The 20,243-nt window shown below is 68.6% G+C and carries 16 protein-coding genes; 3 read left to right on the top strand and 13 right to left on the bottom strand.

Going from position 1 to position 20,243, the window contains the following annotated elements:
* Nucleotides 1-24 precede the first annotated feature (24 nt).
* The 6 genes from prcA to arc all read right to left on the bottom strand — a co-directional run bounded on the left by prcA (nt 25) and on the right by arc (nt 6,112).
* Nucleotides 25-783, bottom strand: coding sequence for a proteasome subunit alpha (gene prcA / locus ACGFW5_RS13845; RefSeq protein ID WP_393834416.1), 759 nt, complete (start codon nt 781-783; stop codon nt 25-27).
* Nucleotides 784-838: 55 nt separating this feature from the next.
* The gene (gene prcB / locus ACGFW5_RS13840) at nt 839-1,684 is read right to left on the bottom strand and encodes a proteasome subunit beta (protein ID WP_393834415.1); all 846 of its coding nucleotides are present in this window, start codon (nt 1,682-1,684) and stop codon (nt 839-841) included.
* Complete coding sequence (locus tag ACGFW5_RS13835) at nt 1,636-2,241, bottom strand: endonuclease VII domain-containing protein (protein ID WP_393834414.1); 606 nt, start codon at nt 2,239-2,241, stop codon at nt 1,636-1,638. The genes prcB and ACGFW5_RS13835 overlap by 49 nt, the downstream gene beginning before the upstream one ends.
* A 5-nt stretch (nt 2,242-2,246) precedes the next feature.
* Nucleotides 2,247-2,465, bottom strand: a complete 219-nt coding sequence (locus tag ACGFW5_RS13830; RefSeq protein WP_393834413.1) for a ubiquitin-like protein Pup — start codon at nt 2,463-2,465, stop codon at nt 2,247-2,249.
* A 134-nt stretch (nt 2,466-2,599) separates the two neighbouring features.
* Nucleotides 2,600-4,111: a depupylase/deamidase Dop gene (gene dop, locus ACGFW5_RS13825; RefSeq protein ID WP_393834412.1), complete on the bottom strand. Its 1,512-nt coding sequence runs from the start codon at nt 4,109-4,111 to the stop codon at nt 2,600-2,602.
* Between the two features lie 234 nt (nt 4,112-4,345).
* Nucleotides 4,346-6,112, bottom strand: coding sequence for a proteasome ATPase (gene arc / locus ACGFW5_RS13820; protein ID WP_393834411.1), 1,767 nt, complete (start codon nt 6,110-6,112; stop codon nt 4,346-4,348).
* A gap of 240 nt (nt 6,113-6,352) precedes the next feature.
* On the opposite strand from arc, the gene ACGFW5_RS13815 reads away from it, so the two are divergent.
* Nucleotides 6,353-6,631, top strand: a complete 279-nt coding sequence (locus ACGFW5_RS13815) for a ferredoxin (protein ID WP_388411314.1) — start codon at nt 6,353-6,355, stop codon at nt 6,629-6,631.
* 74 nt (nt 6,632-6,705) lie between these two features.
* On the opposite strand, the gene ACGFW5_RS13810 is transcribed toward ACGFW5_RS13815, so the two are convergent.
* The 3 genes from ACGFW5_RS13810 to ACGFW5_RS13800 form a co-directional block, all read right to left on the bottom strand.
* Nucleotides 6,706-7,284 (bottom strand): hypothetical protein, encoded by a 579-nt coding sequence (locus tag ACGFW5_RS13810; protein WP_393834410.1) that lies wholly within the window; start codon nt 7,282-7,284, stop codon nt 6,706-6,708.
* A 186-nt stretch (nt 7,285-7,470) separates the two neighbouring features.
* Entirely contained in the window at nt 7,471-8,358 is an 888-nt protein-coding gene (locus ACGFW5_RS13805) for a tRNA (adenine-N1)-methyltransferase (protein WP_393834409.1), read from the bottom strand.
* A 59-nt stretch (nt 8,359-8,417) separates the two neighbouring features.
* Nucleotides 8,418-9,665, bottom strand: a complete 1,248-nt coding sequence (locus ACGFW5_RS13800) for a site-2 protease family protein (RefSeq protein ID WP_393834408.1) — start codon at nt 9,663-9,665, stop codon at nt 8,418-8,420.
* A gap of 178 nt (nt 9,666-9,843) precedes the next feature.
* On the opposite strand from ACGFW5_RS13800, the gene ACGFW5_RS13795 reads away from it, so the two are divergent.
* A complete protein-coding gene (locus ACGFW5_RS13795) occupies nt 9,844-10,701 on the top strand; it encodes a RecB family exonuclease (RefSeq protein WP_393834407.1) in 858 nt (285 codons plus the stop codon).
* A 140-nt stretch (nt 10,702-10,841) separates the two neighbouring features.
* The gene (locus ACGFW5_RS13790) at nt 10,842-11,507 is read left to right on the top strand and encodes a response regulator (RefSeq protein WP_393834463.1); all 666 of its coding nucleotides are present in this window, start codon (nt 10,842-10,844) and stop codon (nt 11,505-11,507) included.
* Between the two features lie 381 nt (nt 11,508-11,888).
* Here the strand turns inward: ACGFW5_RS13790 and ACGFW5_RS13785 are convergent, their stop codons facing one another.
* The 4 genes from ACGFW5_RS13785 to metH form a co-directional block, all read right to left on the bottom strand.
* Nucleotides 11,889-13,478, bottom strand: a complete 1,590-nt coding sequence (locus ACGFW5_RS13785; RefSeq protein ID WP_393834406.1) for an ABC transporter substrate-binding protein — start codon at nt 13,476-13,478, stop codon at nt 11,889-11,891.
* A 75-nt stretch (nt 13,479-13,553) separates the two neighbouring features.
* Complete coding sequence (locus ACGFW5_RS13780; protein ID WP_393834405.1) at nt 13,554-15,155, bottom strand: ABC transporter substrate-binding protein; 1,602 nt, start codon at nt 15,153-15,155, stop codon at nt 13,554-13,556.
* A 485-nt stretch (nt 15,156-15,640) separates the two neighbouring features.
* Nucleotides 15,641-16,342, bottom strand: coding sequence for an HAD family hydrolase (locus ACGFW5_RS13775; RefSeq protein WP_393834404.1), 702 nt, complete (start codon nt 16,340-16,342; stop codon nt 15,641-15,643).
* A 129-nt stretch (nt 16,343-16,471) separates the two neighbouring features.
* On the bottom strand, nt 16,472-19,981 hold the full coding sequence (gene metH, locus ACGFW5_RS13770) for a methionine synthase (RefSeq protein WP_393834403.1): 3,510 nt from the start codon (nt 19,979-19,981) through the stop codon (nt 16,472-16,474).
* Between the last annotated feature and the right edge of the window lie 262 nt (nt 19,982-20,243).

Here is a 20,243-nt window from a genome sequence, read left to right as displayed (position 1 = left end):
CAACAGCATTCGGGGCAGCGGGGACTACTTGTCCTCCGTCTCCTCCAGGTCCGAAGGGGCCTCGGTGGGTTCGGTCTTGGCGACATCGGCCTGGAGCAGCCGGGACAGCTGACGGCCGACGATGCGCTTGAACTTCCGCTGCTGGGGGCGCGTCCGGTCAAGGACCGCGACCTCAAGGCGCTCGGCGGGAATCTCCCGGTCGGCCCCGTTCGACTGGCTCGACAGAGCCTGCACGGCCAGCATCAGGGCCTCGGCGAGCGACATCCCGTCCTGATGACGCTGGTCGAGGAAGGTACTGATCTGCTCGGCATTGCCACCGACCGCGACCGAGCCGTGCTCGTCCACGATCGAGCCGTCGTGCGGCAGCCGGTAGATCTGGTCCTCCTCGGGCGTGCTGCCCACCTCGGCGACGACCAGCTCCACCTCGTACGGCTTCTCACCGACGCTGGAGAAGATGGTGCCCAGCGTCTGCGCGTAGACGTTGGCCAGCCCACGGGCCGTCACATCGTCGCGGTCATAGGTGTATCCGCGCAGATCGGCGTAGCGCACGCCGCCGATCCGCAGGTTCTCGTACTCGTTGTACTTGCCGGCCGCCGCGAAGCCGATCCGGTCGTAGATCTCGCTGAACTTGTGCAGCGCGCGGGACGGGTTCTCACCGACGAACACGATGCCGTCGGCGTACTGGATCACAACCAGGCTGCGGCCGCGGGCGATGCCCTTGCGGGCATACTCCGCACGGTCGGCCATGGCCTGCTGGGGTGAGACATAAAACGGGGTCGACACCGGCTAACCGTCCCTTTCTGTCAGTGGCTGAGTCATCTCGTGGCCTGCCCGGGCCTCAGAGGAGGGAGGCCCGGGGGCCGTCGGGCTGCTCCAGCCGCCGTGCCAGGACGGAGCGGGCAAGCTCGGAGGACTCGGCATCGGTGAGCCTGCGGAAGCCGTCCTCGGTGATGACCGTGACGATCGGGAAGATCCGGCGCGCCATGTCCGGGCCGCCGGTCGCCGAGTCGTCGTCGGCGGCGTCGTAGAGCGCCTGGATGACCAGAGTGGTCGCCTCCTGCTCCGTCAGGTCCTCGCGGAAGAGCTTCTTCATGGAGCCCTTCGCGAAGATCGAGCCAGAACCGGTGGCGGCGAAGCCGTGCTCCTCGGAGCGGCCGCCGGTGACGTCGTAGGAGAAGATGCGGCCCTTGTCGCGGTCGACGTCGTACCCGGCGAACAGCGGGACCACGGCCAGCCCCTGCATGGCCATGCCGAGGTTGCCCCGGATCATCGTGGAGAGCCGGTTGGCCTTGCCCTCCAGGGAGAGCGTGGTGCCCTCGACCTTCTCGAAGTGCTCAAGCTCCAGCTGGAAGAGCTTGACCATCTCCACCGCGAGGCCTGCGGTGCCCGCGATGCCGACCGCCGAGTACTCGTCGGCCGGGAAGACCTTCTCGATGTCACGCTGGGCGATCATGTTGCCCATCGTGGCCCGCCGGTCACCGGCCAGGACGACACCGCCGGGGAAGATCGCCGACACGATGGTCGTGCCGTGCGGCGCCTCGATGTGGCCCTGCATGGGAGGCATGACGCGCTTACCGGGCAGCATCTCCGGCGAGTGGTCGGAGAGGAAGTCCATGAATGAGGAGGAGCCAGGCGTCAGGAAGGCAGCTGGTAGACGCCCGGTGCCACGAGTGTTGGCTTCCACGAGTTTCCTTCCAAGTAGGCGGCAGCGCGACGGACGGTGCTGGGGTTTTCCCCCAACTTGCCGATGGCCGAATTGCAGTTGAAGCAGAGTACGCCTCGGACCCTACCCGTCTTGTGGCAGTGATCCACGTGAACAGCGGGGGCGGAGAGGCAGATGACGCAGAGACCCTTCTGTACAGCGATCATCCGGTCACGGTCGTCTTCGGTGATGCCGTACTGGCGCTTGAGGTGCCCCGCACGACCCTCGATGGCCCGGCACGCCTTGCAGCGCGTGGAGAGGCCATCAGAAGCGGTCACATTGCGGTGCCACTCACTGTGAGGCTTCACTTCGCCGCAGGAGCGGCACTCTTTGTAGCCCGGCGGGACGTCCACCTTCTCGCGCACACTCTTGCCTTGGGCCTCACGTCGGCGTCGGCAATGCGCGGCCCCGTACTCCGCCACGCATTCCCGACACCTGACCTGAAGGCCGTCGCGCCTGTTCCTGTCGGCAGCGAAAGAGTCGAGAGAAAGGGTCCGCTTGCAGCCGGTGCATTTCTTCACATCGACTGAATCGGGCATAACGCCTATTGACCACCTTTTTGCACAAATGAGCGCACGAAGTCCTCTGCGTTTTCCTCAAGTACGTCGTCGATTTCATCCAGCACGGAGTCCACGTCGTCCGACAGCTTCTCCTGCCGTTCCTTGAGGTCTTCCGAGGCCTGCGCGTCCTGCGTCTGCTCCTCGGCCTCCTCGGTGGAGCGCGTCGCCTTCTGCTGCCCACCGCCGCTGTCCTTGGTCGCCATCTACCTCACCCCGCTCGGTTCGATGTCCGTGATCAGAGTCCTTGATCAGACCCTACAAGCCGGGTCCGACATCGGCCCCGCACTTTGGTGGAACGCGTGGGGCCTACCCCTGTGTTTCCCACACCCGCGGGCTTTCAGCCGCCCGAGAGGACCCGAACCAGATCTTCGGCCGTCCGGCACCGGTCGAGCAGCGCCTTCACGTGGTTACGCGTTCCGCGTAGGGGCTCAAGGGTTGGCACCCGCTGGAGCGAGTCGCGGCCCGGCAGGTCGAAGATCACCGAGTCCCAGGAGGCCGCCGCGACGTCGTCCGCGTACTGCTCGAGGCAGCGGCCGCGGAAGTACGCCCTGGTGTCCTCGGGCGGGGCCGTCCGGGCCCGGGTGACGGCCGGGTCGTCCAGGAGCCGCTTCATCTTGCCGCGGGCCACCAGGCGGTTGTAGAGCCCCTTCTCGGGCCGTACGTCCGCGTACTGGAGGTCCACCAGGTGGAGCCGGGCCGCGTCCCACTCCAGGCCGTCACGGCGCCGGTAGCCCTCCATCAGCTCGCGCTTGGCGACCCAGTCCAGCTCGCCCGACAGGCTCATCGGGTCGTTCTCCAGCCGGTTCAGGACGTCCTCCCAGCGGACCAGGACGTCCTTGGTCTGCTCGTCGGCGTCCGCCCCGAAGCGTTCGTCCACGTACTTGCGCGCCAGCTCGAAGTACTCCATCTGGAGCTGCACCGCCGTGAGGGTGCGGCCGCTGCGCAGCGTGATCAGTCGCTGCAGGGTGGGGTCGTGCGAGACCTGGTGGAGGGTGCGGACGGGCTGGTCCACGGCCAGGTCGACGTTGATGAACCCTTCCTCGATCATGGAAAGGACCAGGGAGGTGGTGCCCAGCTTGAGGTAGGTCGAGATCTCCGAGAGGTTGGCGTCGCCGATGATGACGTGCAGGCGGCGGTACTTCTCGGCGTCGGCGTGGGGTTCGTCGCGGGTGTTGATGATCGGGCGCTTGAGGGTCGTCTCCAGACCGACCTCGACCTCGAAGTAGTCGGCGCGCTGGCTGATCTGGAAGCCGTGCTCATGGCCGTCCTGGCCGATGCCGACGCGTCCGGCGCCGGTGATGACCTGGCGCGAGACGAAGAACGGCGTCAGATGGCGCACGATGTCCGAGAAGGCGGTCTCCCGCTTCATCAGGTAGTTCTCGTGCGTGCCGTACGAGGCGCCCTTGTTGTCGGTGTTGTTCTTGTACAGGTGGATCGGCTGGGCTCCGGGCAGCTGGGCCGCGCGCTCGGCCGCCTCGGCCATGATGCGCTCGCCGGCCTTGTCCCACAGGACGGCGTCGCGCGGGTTGGTGACCTCGGGCGAGCTGTACTCGGGGTGCGCGTGGTCGACGTACAGCCGTGCCCCGTTGGTGAGGATCACGTTGGCGAGGCCGATGTCCTCGTCGGTGAGCTGGGTGGAGTCGGCGGCCTCGCGGGCGAGGTCGAAGCCGCGGGCGTCCCGCAGCGGGTTCTCCTCCTCGAAATCCCAGCGGGCGCGGCGCGCCCGGTGCATCGCCGCCGCGTAGGCGTTGACGATCTGGGACGAGGTGAGCATGGCATTGGCGTTGGGGTGGCCGGGGACGGAGATCCCGTACTCCGTCTCGATGCCCATTACTCGCCGTACGGTCATGCGGCCCTCCTTGCCCGGCGGCGCTCCCCCGCGGGGGCGTCGCTCAAGTACCGCTGGTTCTCCGGTGCGTGTGCGGTGTCCGTCCCCGCACTGCGCGACTCGGCGGTACCGAAGAGCCTAGAACGCCTTTGCGCTGGTGGGGAGATCAATTGCGTCATTGCTGTGGTCTGCTTGTGGCCTGAAAAGCAGTCGGCTGCGGATGCCCGCACCGGGCATCCGCAGCCGGCCTGCCTTTTACAGGTATTGACCGGTGTTGGCCACCGTGTCGATGGAGCGTCCGGTGTCGGCGCCCTGCTTTCCGGTGACGAGCGTGCGGATGAATACGATCCGTTCGCCCTTCTTTCCGGAAATCCGGGCCCAGTCGTCCGGGTTGGTGGTGTTCGGCAGGTCTTCGTTCTCCTTGAACTCATCCACGCAGGCCTGGAGGAGGTGGGAGATGCGAAGGCCCTTCTGGTTCTGGTCGAGGAAGGCCTTGATGGCCATCTTCTTGGCCCGGTCCACGATGTTCTGGATCATGGCGCCGGAGTTGAAGTCCTTGAAGTAGAGGACTTCCTTGTCGCCGTTGGCGTACGTGACTTCCAGGAAGCGGTTCTCCTCGGATTCCGCGTACATCTGCTCCACCACGGACTGGATCATCGCGTGGGTGGTGCCGTCCTTGTCCCCGTCGTGTTCGGCGAGGTCGTCGGCGTGCAGGGGCAGCGAGGACCTGAGGTACTTGGCGAAGATGTCCTTCGCCGCCTCCGCGTCCGGACGCTCGATCTTGATCTTCACGTCGAGCCGGCCGGGCCGCAGGATGGCGGGGTCGATCATGTCCTCGCGGTTGGAGGCGCCGATGACGATGACGTTCTCCAGGCCCTCCACGCCGTCGATCTCGGCGAGCAGCTGGGGGACGATGGTGTTCTCCACGTCCGAGCTGACGCCGGATCCGCGGGTGCGGAAGAGGGATTCCATCTCGTCGAAGAAGACGATGACGGGGGTGCCCTCGCTCGCCTTCTCCCTGGCTCGCTGGAAGACGAGACGGATGTGCCGCTCGGTCTCACCGACGTACTTGTTGAGGAGCTCGGGGCCCTTGATGTTGAGGAAGTAGCTCTTCCCCGCGGGCTGGCCGGTGACCTCGGCGACCTTCTTGGCAAGGGAGTTGGCGACCGCCTTGGCGATCAGCGTCTTGCCGCATCCCGGCGGTCCGTAGAGCAGGATGCCCTTCGGCGGCCGCAGTTCGTGCTCCTTGAAGAGGTCGGGGTAGAGGTAGGGGAGTTCGACCGCGTCGCGGATCAGCTCGATCTGGTTGCCCAGGCCGCCGATCTTGTCGTAGTCGACGTCCGGGACCTCTTCGAGGACCAGTTCCTCGACCTCGCTCTTGGGGACCACTTCGTAGACGTAGCCGGACCTGGGTTCCAGCAGGAGCGCGTCGCCGGGGCGGATGGTGATGTCCAGTAGCGGCTCGGCGAGCCTCACCACCCGTTCCTCGTCGGTGTGCCCGATCACCAGGGCGCGCTCGCCGTCCTCCAGGATTTCCTTGAGGGTGACGATGTCCCCGGCGCGCTCGAACTCCATGGCCTCGACCACGTTGAGCGCTTCGTTGAGCATGACTTCCTGGCCGCGCCTCAGTTCGTCGGGTTCGACGCCGGGGCTGACGTTCACCCGGAGCTTGCGGCCCCCGGTGAAGATGTCGACGGTGCCGTCCTCGTTGGACTGCAGGAAGACTCCGAAGCCGGCCGGCGGCTGCGCGAGCCGGTCGACTTCCTCCTTGAGGGCCACGATCTGGTCGCGGGCCTCACGGAGGGTGTTGGCGAGCCGCTCGTTCTGTGCGGACACGCCCGCCAGGCTGGTCTGCAGCTCGACGATCCGCTCTTCGAGAATCCTCGTATGACGCGGCGAGTCGGCGAGCTTACGTCGCAGGACGGCGATTTCCTGCTCTAGATAGGCAACCTGGCCGGCTGGGTCCTCAGACCCCCGCCCGGGCCGGATGCCGCGGTTGTTGTCGTCGTCGTGGGCTGCCACGGTCCTCACCTCCTCCAAGGGGAGCTGGACGCTTCCTGACCCTACCTGGGCTGGTGGTGATTGAAACCCCTAGATCACAAAGACTCTGAGGTGTGTCTGATCTTCACCCTTGCGCTCTCCCTCACGTCAGGGGAATACCCACCCAACAACATCGGAAAGCGGGCGGTTGTTATCGTCGATGGAGTCAACACCCGTCAGGGCTGGCACCGATTGATTCATTCGCGCAGGAACGGCAGGCACATGAACGAGGCTCTTGAAGTCTGGATCGACCAGGACCTGTGTACCGGCGACGGCATCTGCGTCCAGTACGCCCCCGAGGTCTTCGAGCTGGACATCGACGGGCTTGCGTATGTGAAGAGTGCCGACGACGAGTTGCTGCAGACGCCGAAGGCCACAACACCCGTGCCGCTGCCCCTGCTCCAGGACGTCGTGGACTCGGCGAAGGAGTGCCCGGGCGACTGCATCCATGTGCGCCGGGTTTCGGACAGCGTCGAGGTGTACGGGCCCGACGCGGAGTAGCCGAGGGGTGACCGCGCGCCGCGCGGATCGGCCCGTTCTCCGGTGCTGGGCCCGGACTTCCGTCCGCCCTCGGTTCAGATGCCCATCGCGGCGGTGCCGGTCGAGCGCACGAACTTTCCGCCCCGCCAGCGCCACTTGACCTCCTGGCGCACATCCGGTTCGTAGCGCGGCACGTCGTCGGAGGAGTAGCCGAGCAGTGTGGCCGCCACCGCGTGGTCGCGTACCGCGAAGTCGGTCACGGTCTGCTTGTCCTTGGGGTCGACCAGGGTGGCCACCACGCGCGGCGGGGCTCCGGGGACGGCGGGCCGGGTCAGGACGTAGACGCCGCTGGGCGGGGTGCCTCCGCCGGCGTTGCAATGCACGACCGCGACGGTTTCCGGGACGCCGTCGCCGTCGAGGTCGCCGGTTGCCTTCTTCTCCACCACCGTGCCGAGGTTCCCGCAGTCCAGCGGGAAGGTGACCGTACCCGCGTCGGGGGCGGCGGCCGTCGTGAGCGGGGTGTCCTGTCGGCCGGGGGTCGGGGACGCCTTGGCCGGATCCGGCGTCAGGAAGCCGGCGAGCGCGACCACGGCGGCCATCGCGGTGGCGGTGGCGAGCCAGTGGACGGGGCGGGCGTGGGTGTGCGCGAGCTCAGGGACGGCGGCATTCTGCACGCGGTAGGTCTCCCGTGGAGGGCGGTGCGGGTGGTGGGGTGGCCAGCATCGTGCCACACGTCACAGGTGGGCGGAATACCGGGGCTACAGGCTCAACGCGAAGGCGCCGCCGCCGAGTTCCCGGGTCGGTCCGGGAACTCGGCGGCGGCGCCGGTTCGTTGTACGAGGCCCAGCCTCAGGACTGGGTCAGTCCTTGTTGGGGCCCTCGTAGTCGTCGCCGTAGGCGCCCTTGGCGGGGCGGCGGCGGCGCATGGGCGGCTCCACGCCGTCCGCGAGGCGGCGGGCGGTCACCAGGAAGCCGGTGTGGCCGATCATCCGGTGGTCGGGGCGTACGGCCAGGCCCTCGACGTGCCAGTTGCGGATCATCGACTCCCAGGGCTGCGGCTCGGCGAAGCAGCCGATCTCGCGGATGGACTCGACGGTGCGCGAGAGCTGGGTGGTGGTCGCCACGTAGCAGCACAGGATGCCGCCGGGCACGAGCGCCTTGGAGACCGCCTCCAGGCACTCCCAGGGGGCGAGCATGTCCAGGATGACGCGGTCGACGTCGGTGTCCGACAGGTTGTCCTGGAGGTCGCCGACGGTGAGCTGCCAGGCGGGGTGCGGGCCGCCGAAGTAGCGCTCCACGTTCTGCGTGGCGATCTCGGCGAAGTCCTCGCGGCGCTCGTAGGAGTGCAGCATGCCGTGGTCGCCGATGGCGCGCAGCAAGAAGGCACTGAGCGAGCCCGAGCCGACGCCGGCCTCGACGACGCGGGCGCCGGCGAAGATGTCGGCGAAGGCCAGGATCTGCCCCGCGTCCTTGGGGTAGACCACGGCTGCGCCGCGGGGCATGGACAGGACGAAGTCGGGGAGCAGGGGGCGCAGCGCGAGGTAGGCGACGTTTCCCGTGGTTCGGACAACACTGCCCTCGGGAGCACCGATCAGCTCGTCGTGCGGGAAGGAACCCTTGTGGGTGTGGAAATTCTTCCCGGCTTCGAGCGTGAACGTGTAGTGGCGTCCCTTGGGGTCGGTGAGCTGGACCTGGTCCCCGACCTTGAAGGGCCCGCGACGGCGGGCGGCACCGGTCGGTTCGGACATACGACCAGAGTACCGGCCGTTCCAGGTCTCGAACGCCACGCCGCCCGGTGGCGCGGGGGTCAGGAGCCGGGCCGCGCCATGGCGGCCACGAAGGCCTTCTCGACGTCGGCGGCGGACAGCACCCCGTAGATCTCGCCGGTCTCCTCCACGACCAGGTATTCGGTCGCGGGGGTGGCCCTGAGCAGGTCGAGCAGGGGCTCTCCGGCGAGTTCGGCCGGGACGCGCATGCCGTCGGTGAGGTCCTGGGCGAGTCCGCTGACGGCGACCCAGGGGCGGCGGTGTTCGGGTACGCCCACGATGGCCGCCTCGCGGACCAGGGCCGTCGGGTCGCCGTGTCCGTCGACGACGACCAGGGCGCGGGCGCCGGACTGGTTGGCTCGGCGCAGCGCCTCGGACAGCGGCGTGGTGGACTCGACGGGAACGGCCCGCCGGGTCAGGGTGCGGGCGCGCAGCTCGGGAAGGTGTTCGCGCAGCCGGGCCATGCGCAGGCTGTTGCCGGCGCCGGTCCAGATGATCGCGGCGAGGATGGCGGCGAGCAGCGCGTCGGTGACGGTGTCCATGCCGCTGACCTCGTCGGGCGAGTTGCCGAGCGCTCCGGTCTGGGTGAGCATCGGCAGGCCGATGAGGACGGTGACGGCGAGCGCGCGGCCGACCCAGGCGGCGGCGACGGTGCCGCTCATGGGCTTGCCGGTGATCTTCCAGACGACGGCGCGGAGCATGCGGCCGCCGTCGAGGGGCAGCCCGGGCAGCAGGTTGAATCCGGCGACGATGAGGTTGGAGATCATCAGTCCGGCCAGCAGGACGCCGGGGACAGTGCCGGGTTCGACGCCCTTCATGCCGAGGTAGAAGAGGCCGGAGAGGACCAGCGAGAGCAGGGGGCCGACGAAGGCGAGGACGAATTCACGCCCGGGCGTCTCGGTCTCCTTCTCGATCTCGGAGACACCGCCGAAGAACTGGAGCTGGATGCGGCGCACCGGCAGTCTGAAGCGGAGCGCGGCCACCGTGTGGGCGAGTTCGTGGACCAGGACGGAGGCGTAGAAGGCGACGGCGAAGAAGAGCGAGACGAGGTAGCGGGCCGCGCCGAGTTCGGGCAGGACGCGGTCGAGCTGTCCGCCGAAGACCCAGGTGATGAGGGCGGCGACCAGGAACCAGCTGGGGGCTACGTAGACGGGCACTCCGAAGGGGCGGCCCATCAGGAGACCGCCGCCGGGGCTGGGGCGTGGCGGTTTGCCGTTGCCCGGGCCGGTGCCGGGTTTTTTGTCCTCCGCGCCGGACCGCGGCCGTCCGCGCTTGCCGCTGTCTTCCACGGGTTCCCTTCGTCGGTACGATGTCTGCCCTGGGAATGTGCCCCCGGGGCACCGGCCGGACTCTCTTCGTCCGCCGGATGTTCGCCGCATGCTGCGATGTCACGATCATGCAGGGTGAGGGCGCCTGTCGTCGATGGTATTCCGCTCGCTGTCAGTGGCGGGTCGTAGGGTCTGAGTCATGAGTACGAGCACTGGTGGGGCCGCGGCCGCACAGCAGCCCACGTCGCTGTCGCCGTCGCGGGCGAACGACTTCATGCAGTGTCCGCTGCTCTACCGGTTCCGGGTGATCGACAAGCTGCCCGAGAAGCCGAGTGAGGCCGCCACCCGGGGCACGCTGGTGCATGCGGTCCTGGAGCGGCTCTTCGACGATCCGGCGGCCGAGCGCACCGCGCCGCGCGCCAAGTCGATGATTCCCGGGCAGTGGGACCGGCTGCTCGAATCGAAGCCGGAGCTGACCGAGCTGTTCGCCGAGGACACCGAGGGTGAGCGGTTCGCGCGGTGGCTCGGCGAGGCCGAGCGGCTGGTGGAGCGCTGGTTCTCGCTGGAGGACCCCACGCGGCTCGAACCGGTGGAGCGGGAGTTCTTCGTGGAGACCGAGCTCGACTCGGGGCTGCGCCTGCGCGGGGTCATCGACCGGGTCGACGTGGCACCCACGGGCGAGGTCCGCATCGTCGACTACAAGACGGGCAAGGCCCCGCGTCCGCAGTACGCGGAGGGCGCGCTGTTCCAGATGAAGTTCTACGCCCTGGTGGTGTGGCGGCTGAAGCAGGTCGTGCCGCGCCGGTTGCAGCTGGTCTACCTCGGCAGCGGCGATGTGCTGACGTACGACCCGGTCGAGGCGGATCTGCTCCAGGTGGAGCGCAAGCTGCTCGCGCTGTGGGAGGCGATCCGGCTCGCCACCGAGACGGGCGACTGGCGGCCCCGGCCCACCAAGCTGTGCGGCTGGTGCGACCACCAGGCGGTCTGTCCTGAATTCGGGGGGACTCCCCCGGTATACCCGCTGTCCATCACCCCGGCGTCCGATTCGGCAGGCTGAGTCCCAGCGGCGGCCCCCGGGCCCGGGGCGTTCCCTGGGCGCGGGCCGCAGGGGCCCTCGCCCGGACGAACCCTGCCTGGGGTGAGCAGGGCAGAATGGGCCCGGTCCAGCAACCCCGATGAGGAGTACCCGTGGCGACGATCCGCGTCCTATTGGTCGACGACCAGCCGCTGCTGCGCACCGGTTTCCGGATGATCCTGGAGGCCGAGCAGGACATCGCGGTGGTCGGCGAGGCCGGTGACGGTCTGCAGGCCCTCGATCAGGTGCGGGCGCTTCAGCCCGATGTGGTCCTCATGGACATCCGGATGCCCCGGATGGACGGGGTGGAGGCCACGCGTCAGATCAGCGGTCCCGGCAAGGACGGCCCGGCCAAGGTGCTGGTCCTGACGACGTTCGATCTCGACGAGTACGTGGTGGAGTCGCTCAGGGCGGGGGCCAGTGGCTTCCTTCTGAAGGACGCGCCCGCCACGGAGCTGGTGCAGGCGATCCGGGTGGTGGCGGCCGGCGAGGCGATGCTGGCGCCGTCGATCACGCGCCGGCTGCTCGACAAGTACGCCGACCATCTGCCGTCGGGTGAGGACCCGGTGCCGGACACCCTGCACACGCTGACCGACCGCGAGGTCGAGGTCTTGAAGCTGGTGGCCCGGGGTCTGTCCAACGCGGAGATCGCTGCGGATCTGTTCGTCAGCGAGACGACGGTCAAGACGCATGTGGGGCATGTGCTGACGAAGTTGGGGCTGCGGGATCGGGTGCAGGCGGCGGTCTATGCGTATGAGAGTGGGCTGGTTCGGCCTGGTGCGCAGTAGGGCGGGGTGGCTCCCTGAGCTACCGGGGGCTCCGCCCCCGGACCCCGGCTCCTCAAACGCCGGAGGGGCTTGACCGGTGTCCGCACGGACGTCGGTCGGGTGCCGGTTGGGTGTGGCCGATCGCGCAGTTCCCCGCGCCCCCAGCGGGGTTACCCGCGGGCGCGACTCACATGCTCGGGCCGCACGGCTGATGGCGCCTGCGGGTTGTTGCGTGGTCGATCGCGCCGTTCCCGCACACCCAGCGGGTCGACCCCCGGCCCCGTCTCACATGCTCGGGCCGCACGGCTGATGGCGCGTGCGGGTTGTCGCGGGCCGATCGCATCGTTCCCCGCGCACCCAACCGGCCGGCCCCCGGGCGCGACGCGGGTCCAAGGGGTCGGCTCAGCCCTTTTTGATTTCCCAGAAGCGGAAGACCGTTGAGGGGTCCAGGGTCCATTCAAGGCCGGTGATGCCGGTGCGGGCGACCGCGTACTGCTTGCCCTGCCACAGGGGCAGGACGGGGAGCTCGTCGGCGACGATGTCCTGGAGCCTGCCGAACTCCGCTTCCGTGGCGGCGCGGTCGGCCGTGGCGGCGGTCGCCGGCAGGATGTCGTCGGTGATCTCCTTGTTGGCGTAGTTGTTGGACAGCACGTTGCCCTTGCCGAAGAACGGCTGGGTGAAGTTGTCCGGGTCGGGATAGTCGGGCACCCAGCCCTTCACGTAGACGCCGTACTTCCCCGCCTCGATGTCCTTCTCGTACTGCTTGAACTCGACGGACTTCACGTCGGCGTCGAAGAGCCCGCTCGCGTTGAGCTGGGCCGCCAGGGTCCGCAACTCCTCGTCCGTGGAGGGTCCGTAGCGGCTCGGCGTGGACCACAGGGTCAGCTTGACCTTGCCGGTGATGCCCGCCGAGTGCAGCGCCGCCTTGGCCTTGGCGGGCTGGGGGCTGCTGCCGTACGTGTCGAAGAACGAGGTGCTGTGCGCGGTGATGCCGCTCGGGACGACCGAGTACAGCGGGCTCGCGGTGGAGGAGTAGACGTCGCGCACCAGGGCCTCGCGGTCGACGAGGAAGGCGATCGCCTTGCGCACCCCGAGCTTGCCGACGACCGGGTCCTTCATGTTGAAGACCAGGTCCTGGACCTCGGCGCTGGTGCCCTCGACGACGTCGACGCCCTTCTTGCCTGCGGCCGACGACGCCTGGAGGGCGGCCGTGTCCTTCGCGGTGAGGCCTCGGTAGGCGACGTCGATGTCGCCGCTGTCCAGGGCGGAGGCCAGGGCCTTCTGGTCACCGTGGAACAGCTTCAGGGTGAGGCCGGAGTTCCTGGCCTCGACCGTGCCCTTGTAGGAGGAGTTGACGGAGAAGACGGCCTGCTTCTCGCCGAAGGAATCCAGTTTGTAGACGCCCGAGCCGACGGCCTTGCCGTCGGTGCGCAGCGTGTCGGCCGGGTACTGCGTGTGGTCGACGATCGAGCCCGCGCCGGAGGCGATCTTGCTGGGGAAGGTCGCGTCCGGAACCTTGAGGTGGAAGACGACCGTCGCGGCGTCGGGGGTGTCGATCTTGCCGAGGGTGGCGAGCATCGGCGCCGGGCCGCTGGCGTCGTTGATTTTCAGGACGCGCTCGAAGGAGTACTTGACGTCCTCGGCGGTGAGTTTGTCGCCGTTGCTGAAGGTGAGGCCCGGCCGCAGGGTGCAGCGGTAGACCGTGGAGCCGCCCGTGTCGAAGCTGCACGCCCGGGCGGCTTCGGGCTGGGGCGTCGAGCTGCCCTTGGGGAAGCTGAGCAGCGACTGGAACACGTTGTTGAACAGCAGCCACGAACCGGGGTCGTAGCCGGAGGCGGGGTCGGTGGCCAGGATGTCGTCGGACATCCCCATGACCACCGAGCCGCCGTCGCCGGGCGAGGTACCGCCCTGTTGTGTGCCGCACCCAGTGAGGGCGCCGGCGGCCACTCCCGCCGCGAGCGGGGCCGTCAGCCATCGGTTGCGTATCTTCACGTGGGGGTGCCTCACAGTGCTGCGTGCGGGGGGAGGCCGGCCGCGTCGCGTGGGGGGACGCGGCCGGGTCGTGCGTCAGGCCTTGCCGCGGCCGAGCTCCCAGAGCCGGAGGTTGGACGAGGAGTCGATGGCCCATTCGGTGCCGGTGATGTCGGTGCGGGCCGCGACGTACTGCTTGCCCTGCCAGAGCGGGATGACCGGGACGTCGTTGGCGACGATGTCCTGGATCTGCTCGAACGACTTCGACGCCTGGTTGCGGTCCGCGGCCACGCGCGACTCGGGGATGAGCGTGCTGCGGATGTCGTTGTTGACGTACGGCGTGTTGAGGAAGTTGTCCTTGCCGAAGAACGGCGCGATGAAGTTGTCCGGGTCGGGGAAGTCGGGGAACCAGCCGAGGCCGTAGACCGCGTACTCGCCCTTCTTCTGCGCCGGGCGGAACTTCGACCACTCGGTGCCCTGGACGGTGGTGTTGAACAGGCCGGTCGCGTTCAGCTGCTCGGAGAGGTTCTTGAACTCGTCCGCGGTGATCGAACCGTAGTGGTCCTTGGTGTAGTTGAGCGTGAGCTTGACCGGCGTCTGGACGTTGGCGGACTTGAGGATCTGCGCCGCCTTGGACTTGCTGGCCTCGCCGTACTTGTTGAAGAACGAGTTGGTGTGCCCCGCTATCGAGGTGGGGATCAGCGAGTACAGCGGCTCGGCGGACTGCCCGTACACCTTGCTCACCAGGGAACTGCGGTCGATGGACTGCGCCATCGCCTGCCGCACGGCCTTGTTCTTGACCGACGCGTCATCGGTGTTGAAGCCCAGGTAGCGGATTTCGAGGCCCGGCATCTCGACCAGGTTGATGTCCTTGCTCGGGCTGACCTGCATCTGCTGGATCTGCCCGGGCGACATGGCGCGCGCCATCAGGTCGATGTCGCCCTTGCCGAGCGCCGTGCCCATGGCTTCGGCGGTCGGGAAGGAGCGCAGCTCGACCTTGTCGTTGGCGAACTTCACGTCGCCCTTGTAGTTCGGGTTCTTGGTGAAGGTGAACTTCACGGCCTGGTCGTTCTTGACCTCGGCCTTCATCTTGTACGGTCCCGAACCGTCCACCTGGAAGCCGCTGCGGAGCTTCTTCGGCTCGTACTTGTCCTTCGGCACGATGCCCGCGGCGGGCGTCGCCAGCTTGTACGGGAACGTGGCGTCGGGCGTCTTGAGGTGGAAGACGATCTCGGCGTCGCCCTTGGTCTCCATCGTGTCGATGTTGTCGAGGAGACCGGCGGGGCCGTTGTCGTCCTTGATGTCGATGACGCGCTGGATGGAGTACTTGACGTCGTCGGCGGTCACCTTGGTGCCGTCGGAGAATTCGAGGCCGCTGCGCAGGGTGCAGCGGTAGCTCTCGTTCTCCTTGTCGGTGAAGCCGCACGAGGAGGCCGCGTCGGGGACGGGCAGGCCACCGCCGCGCGGAACGTGGACCAGCGACTGCGTGGTCTGCATCATCACGTTCCAGATGCCGGTCTCATACGCGTGTGCCGGGTCGAAAGGAGCGGGGGCGTCCTTGGTCGCCACGAACTGGTCCGTGGTTCCCACGACGATGGTCTTGCCGCCGTCTCCCCCGCTCTCCGATCCGCCGCAGGCGGCGAGTACGGGGGCGAGCAGGCCCACTACGGCCGGCAGCACCAAAGTCTTGCGGTTCATCCTGGACGATCTCCCTTGTCCGGCACTTTGGGGTGGAGCTGTGTACGGGACACTCCGCCGCGTCCGCCCGTTCGGGGCGGGGCGATCGGGCCGGGTTTGTGCGATCGGACCTGCGCTCCCGTCCGCTGGGTGTGCGGCGGGGCAGATAAGGGTGCGGCGAAGTTCTCGCGATGAGATTAGTGCGCGCCGCGCACAAAGCTGGAACTGGCTCCGGTGTACGGGGAATCAATCGGTCCGTGCGTCCGTCGGCCCCCGGACACGGGACGCCGGAATGTTTCGTACACCGGTTCACCAAATGGGACACAAGGGCGCCCCTGGCGGCTTCGGAGGGCCGGGATCGGCTCCCTGTCGACCCTTGGGCAGGTGACGAACATCACCCGCGGGTCCCTTTGACTCCCTGTGAATTCGTGGAGTGGCAGGTCACGGACAATGCACGCGCGGATGCGATGAGTTTCCGCCACATTCCGCGGCGCGCTCCCTACCGGTCAGTTCACCCGCGTGATCAGGGCGCGCAGAAAAGCCAGATCGACTTCTTCGAGCGAGCCGACCACGGTACGGCCCCCGATGGCCGGGATGGGGGCCACCGACGGCACCGCGACGACCCGGCAGCCCGCGGCCTCCGCCGCGGCCACTCCGGTCGCCGTGTCCTCGACGACGGCGCATCTGGCGGGGTCGGCCCCGAGGCCGCGGGCCGCGATCAGATACGGGTCGGGGTGCGGCTTGGTGCGCGCCACCTCGTCGCCCGCCACCGTCAGCGCGAAGTGCTCGGGGCCGAGCGAGTGCACGATCTTGTCGATGATGCGGCGGTGGGAGGCGGAGACCAGAGCGGTGGGGATGCGGTGGGCGGCGAGCTCGCCGAGCAGCCGGGCGGCGCCGGGCATGAGCGGCACCCCGCGGGAGATGCGCGCCTCGAAGTGGTCGTTGAGCAGCACGGTCAGCTCGGCCACGGTGACGTCGGCGCCGGTGGCCTCGATGAGGAAGGCGGCGCTGCGCGTCATCGGGCCGCCCACCACCACGTCCCGCCAGGACTCGTCGAGGACGTGCCCGAGGGCCGCGAAGGCCTCGCGCTCCGCGTCCCACCAGAAACCCTCGGTGTCCACGAGGGTGCCGTCCATGTCGAGCAGGACGGCCTGAAGGGCGGAGCCATCGGCCACACGTGTGATGGCTGTGGGGACCGTACTGGTCATCGGCACACCTCCTGGGGGGACGGAAAAGCCGGTCGCCTTCCCCAGCTGGGAAGAGCGACCGGCCTTCACTGGGCCGACCAGTGTACGTCCGTCCCGCTGAACGCGCGCTGAATTGGCGGTGGCGCCCGCTCAGCGGGCGTTGAAGTACTTGGCTTCGGGGTGGTGGATGACGATGGCGTCGGTGGACTGCTCGGGGTGGAGCTGGAACTCCTCGGAGAGGTGGACGCCGATGCGCTCCGGCTCAAGCAGCTCGGCGATCTTCGCCCGGTCCTCCAGGTCGGGGCAGGCGCCGTAGCCGAGCGAGAAGCGCGCGCCGCGGTACTTGAGCGCGAACATGTCCTCGACGTCGGAGGGATCCTCGCCGGCGAAGCCGAGCTCGGAGCGCACCCGGGCGTGCCAGTACTCGGCCAGCGCCTCCGCCAACTGCACGGACAGGCCGTGCAGTTCGAGGTAGTCGCGGTAGGCGTTGGCCTCGAACAGCTCGGCGGTGGCCTCGCCGATCTTCGAGCCGACCGTGACGACCTGAAGCCCCACGACGTCCGTCTCGCCTGACTCCTCCGGGCGGAAGAAGTCCGCCAGGCACAGCCGCCGGCCGCGCCGCTGGCGCGGGAAGGTGAAGCGGGTGCGCTCGGAGCCGTCCTCGTTCAGGAGGATCAGGTCGTCGCCCTTGGACACGCAGGGGAAGTAGCCGTGCACGACGGCGGCTTCGAGCAGGCCCTCGGTGTGCAGCTTGTCGAGCCAGCCCCGCAGCCTCGGCCGGCCCTCGGTCTCGACCAGCTCCTCGTAGGTGGGGCCGCCCGCCCGGGCCTGCTTGAGGCCCCACTGGCCCTTGAACAGCGCGCCCTCGTCCAGCCAGGACGCGTACTCCTTGAGGCCGATGCCCTTGATGACGCGGGTGCCCCAGAACGGCGGGGTGGGCACCGGGTTGTCGGTGCTCACGTCGGAGCGCACCGAGCCCTCCGGCTCGTCCGGCTCCAGGACGGGAGTGTCCCGCTTTGCCACCCGGCGCTGCTTGAGCTCGGGGAGCACCGCGCCGGGCACCCCGCGCTTGACGCCGATCAGGGCGTCCATGAGGCGCAGGCCCTCGAACGCGTCGCGGGCGTAGCGGACTTCGCCCTCGTAGATCTCGTGCAGGTCCTGTTCGACATAGGCGCGGGTCAGCGCGGCGCCGCCGAGGATGACCGGGTAGTCGGCGGCCAGCTTGCGCTGGTTCAGCTCCTCCAGGTTCTCCTTCATGATCACCGTGGACTTGACCAGGAGGCCGGACATGCCGATGACGTCGGCCCGGTGCTCCTGTGCGGCGTCGAGGATCGCCGATACGGGCTGCTTGATGCCGAGGTTGACCACGTTGTAGCCGTTGTTGGACAGGATGATGTCGACGAGGTTCTTGCCGATGTCATGGACGTCGCCGCGCACGGTGGCCAGCACGATCGTGCCCTTGCCGTCCGCGTCGGACTTCTCCATGTGCGGCTCCAGGTGGGCGACCGCCGCCTTCATGACCTCGGCGGACTGGAGCACGAACGGCAGCTGCATCTGGCCCGAGCCGAACAGCTCACCGACCACCTTCATGCCGGCCAGGAGCGTGTTGTTCACGATGTCCAGGGCGGGCGTGGTCCCCAGGGCCTCGTCGAGGTCGGCCTCCAGGCCGTTCTTCTCGCCGTCGATGATCCGGCGCTGAAGGCGCTCGTCCAGCGGCAGCGCCGCCAGCTCCTCGGCCTTGCCGGCCTTCATCGACTTCATGTTGACGCCCTCGAACAGCTCCATGAGCCGCTGGAGGGGGTCGTAGCCCTCGGCGCGCCGGTCGTAGATCAGGTCGAGCGCGACCTTCACCTGTTCCTCTTCGAGACGGGCGATCGGCAGGATCTTGGAGGCGTGCACGATCGCCGAGTCCAGGCCCGCCTTGACGCATTCGTCGAGGAACACCGAGTTCAGGACGACACGGGCGGCCGGGTTCAGGCCGAAGGAGATGTTGGAAAGGCCGAGGGTGGTCTGCACGTCGGGGTGGCGGCGCTTGAGTTCGCGGATCGCCCCGATGGTGGCGACGCCGTCGCCCCGGGACTCCTCCTGGCCGGTGCAGATGGTGAAGGTGAGGGTGTCGATGAGGATGTCCGACTCGTGCACCCCCCAGTTGCCGGTCAGGTCCGCGATGAGGCGTTCGGCGATGGCGACCTTGTGCTCGACGGTGCGGGCCTGGCCCTCCTCGTCGATGGTCAGCGCGATCAGCGCCGCGCCGTGCTCGGCGGCGAGCTCGGTGACCTTCGCGAAGCGCGACTCGGGCCCGTCGCCGTCCTCGTAGTTGACGGAGTTGATGACCGCGCGGCCGCCCAGCTTCTCCAACCCGGCCCGCAGCACCGGGAGTTCGGTGGAGTCGAGGACGATGGGCAGCGTGGAGGCGGTCGCGAAGCGGCCGGCCAGCTCGGCCATGTCGGCCACGCCGTCGCGGCCCACGTAGTCGACGCACAGGTCGAGCATGTGGGCGCCCTCGCGGATCTGGTCGCGGGCCATCTCCACGCAGTCGTCCCAGCGGCCCTCCAGCATGGCCTCGCGGAACTTCTTCGACCCGTTCGCGTTCGTGCGTTCGCCGATCGCGAGGTACGCGGTGTCCTGCCGGAACGGCACCGTCTGGTAGAGCGAGGCGGCGCCCGGCTCGGGACGCGGCCTGCGCTCGCCGGGGGCGACGCCCCGCACCCGCTCCACGACCTGGCGCAGGTGCTCCGGCGTGGTGCCGCAGCAACCGCCCACCAGGGACAGCCCGTAGTCGCGTACGAAGTTCTCCTGCGCGTCGGCCAGGCCCTCGGGGCCGAGCGGGAAGTGGGCGCCGTCGCGGGTCAGGACGGGCAGGCCGGCGTTGGGCATGCAGAGCAGCGGGATGCGGGAGTGCCGGGCGAGATAGCGCAGGTGCTCGCTCATCTCGGCGGGGCCGGTCGAGCAGTTCAGGCCGATCATGTCGACGCCGAGGGGTTCCAGCGCGGTCAGCGCGGCGCCGATCTCGGAGCCGAGCAGCATCGTGCCGGTGGTCTCGAACGCCAGCGAGACCACGAGCGGCAGGTCGGTCCCGGCCGCCTCCATGGCGCGGCGGGCACCCAGGATGGCGGACTTGGTCTGGAGCAGGTCCTGGGTGGTCTCGACGATCAACGCGTCGGCGCCGCCCGCGATCAGGCCCTCGGCGTTGGCCTGGAAGCCGTCGCGCAGCGTGGCGTAGTCGATGTGGCCGAGCGTCGGCAGCTTCGTACCGGGGCCGATGGAGCCGAGGACCCAGCGCTGCTGTCCGCCGGACACCGTGAACTCGTCGGCGACCTCGCGGGCGATCCGGGCGCCGGCCTGGGACAGCTCGAAGACCCGCTCGGGGATGTCGTACTCGCTCATCGCGGTGTGGTTGGCGCCGAAGGTGTTGGTCTCCACGCAGTCCACACCGGCCGCGAAGTACGCCTCGTGCACCGAGCGCACGATGTCGGGCCGGGTCACGTTCAGGACCTCGTTGCAGCCTTCGAGGTCCTGGAAGTCCTCCAGGGTGGGGTCCTGCGCCTGCAGCATGGTGCCCATCGCGCCGTCGGCCACCACCACGCGGGTGGCAAGAGCCTCACGGAGGGCGTCGATACGGGTCCGGCTGTCAGCGGAAGGGGTCGGCAACGAGGCCATGGATGTACTCCCTGGAGTGCGACGGCTGTCGGCTTTGCGCCTTCCGGTGGGAGGGCGCACGTCGTCAGCCTAACCGGGCCCGCCCCGGGCGCGCGCGGGTGTATCAGGGGGCGGACGCCGGGGGCGGGCCCGTCGGTCGCTGTCCCGATGTGTCACGCGAAGCCACCGTCACGGTGACACGGGTCGACAACGGCCGATACTGTTCAGCATTGTCGAACCACACGAATTCAGGGCGACCGCCGCAGCGTCGACAGCCGGCTCG

Origin of the sequence: Streptomyces sp. NPDC048416, assembly GCF_043200435.1 — a bacterium.
In the GTDB taxonomy this organism is placed as follows: domain Bacteria; phylum Actinomycetota; class Actinomycetes; order Streptomycetales; family Streptomycetaceae; genus Streptomyces.
The sequence above is the reverse complement of the archived record's forward strand: the minus strand, read 5'-3'. Positions and strand labels throughout refer to the sequence as shown.

Coding starts and splice junctions, on each gene's coding strand:
- ACGFW5_RS13835 (WP_393834414.1), bottom strand. CDS start 2,241: ATGCCCGATTCAGTCGATGTGAAGAAATGCACCGGCTGCAAGCGGACC.
- ACGFW5_RS13830 (WP_393834413.1), bottom strand. CDS start 2,465: ATGGCGACCAAGGACAGCGGCGGTGGGCAGCAGAAGGCGACGCGCTCC.
- dop (WP_393834412.1), bottom strand. CDS start 4,111: ATGACCGTACGGCGAGTAATGGGCATCGAGACGGAGTACGGGATCTCC.
- ACGFW5_RS13815 (WP_388411314.1), top strand. CDS start 6,353: ATGAACGAGGCTCTTGAAGTCTGGATCGACCAGGACCTGTGTACCGGC.
- ACGFW5_RS13805 (WP_393834409.1), bottom strand. CDS start 8,358: ATGTCCGAACCGACCGGTGCCGCCCGCCGTCGCGGGCCCTTCAAGGTC.
- ACGFW5_RS13795 (WP_393834407.1), top strand. CDS start 9,844: ATGAGTACGAGCACTGGTGGGGCCGCGGCCGCACAGCAGCCCACGTCG.
- ACGFW5_RS13780 (WP_393834405.1), bottom strand. CDS start 15,155: ATGAACCGCAAGACTTTGGTGCTGCCGGCCGTAGTGGGCCTGCTCGCC.
- ACGFW5_RS13775 (WP_393834404.1), bottom strand. CDS start 16,342: ATGACCAGTACGGTCCCCACAGCCATCACACGTGTGGCCGATGGCTCC.
- metH (WP_393834403.1), bottom strand. CDS start 19,981: ATGGCCTCGTTGCCGACCCCTTCCGCTGACAGCCGGACCCGTATCGAC.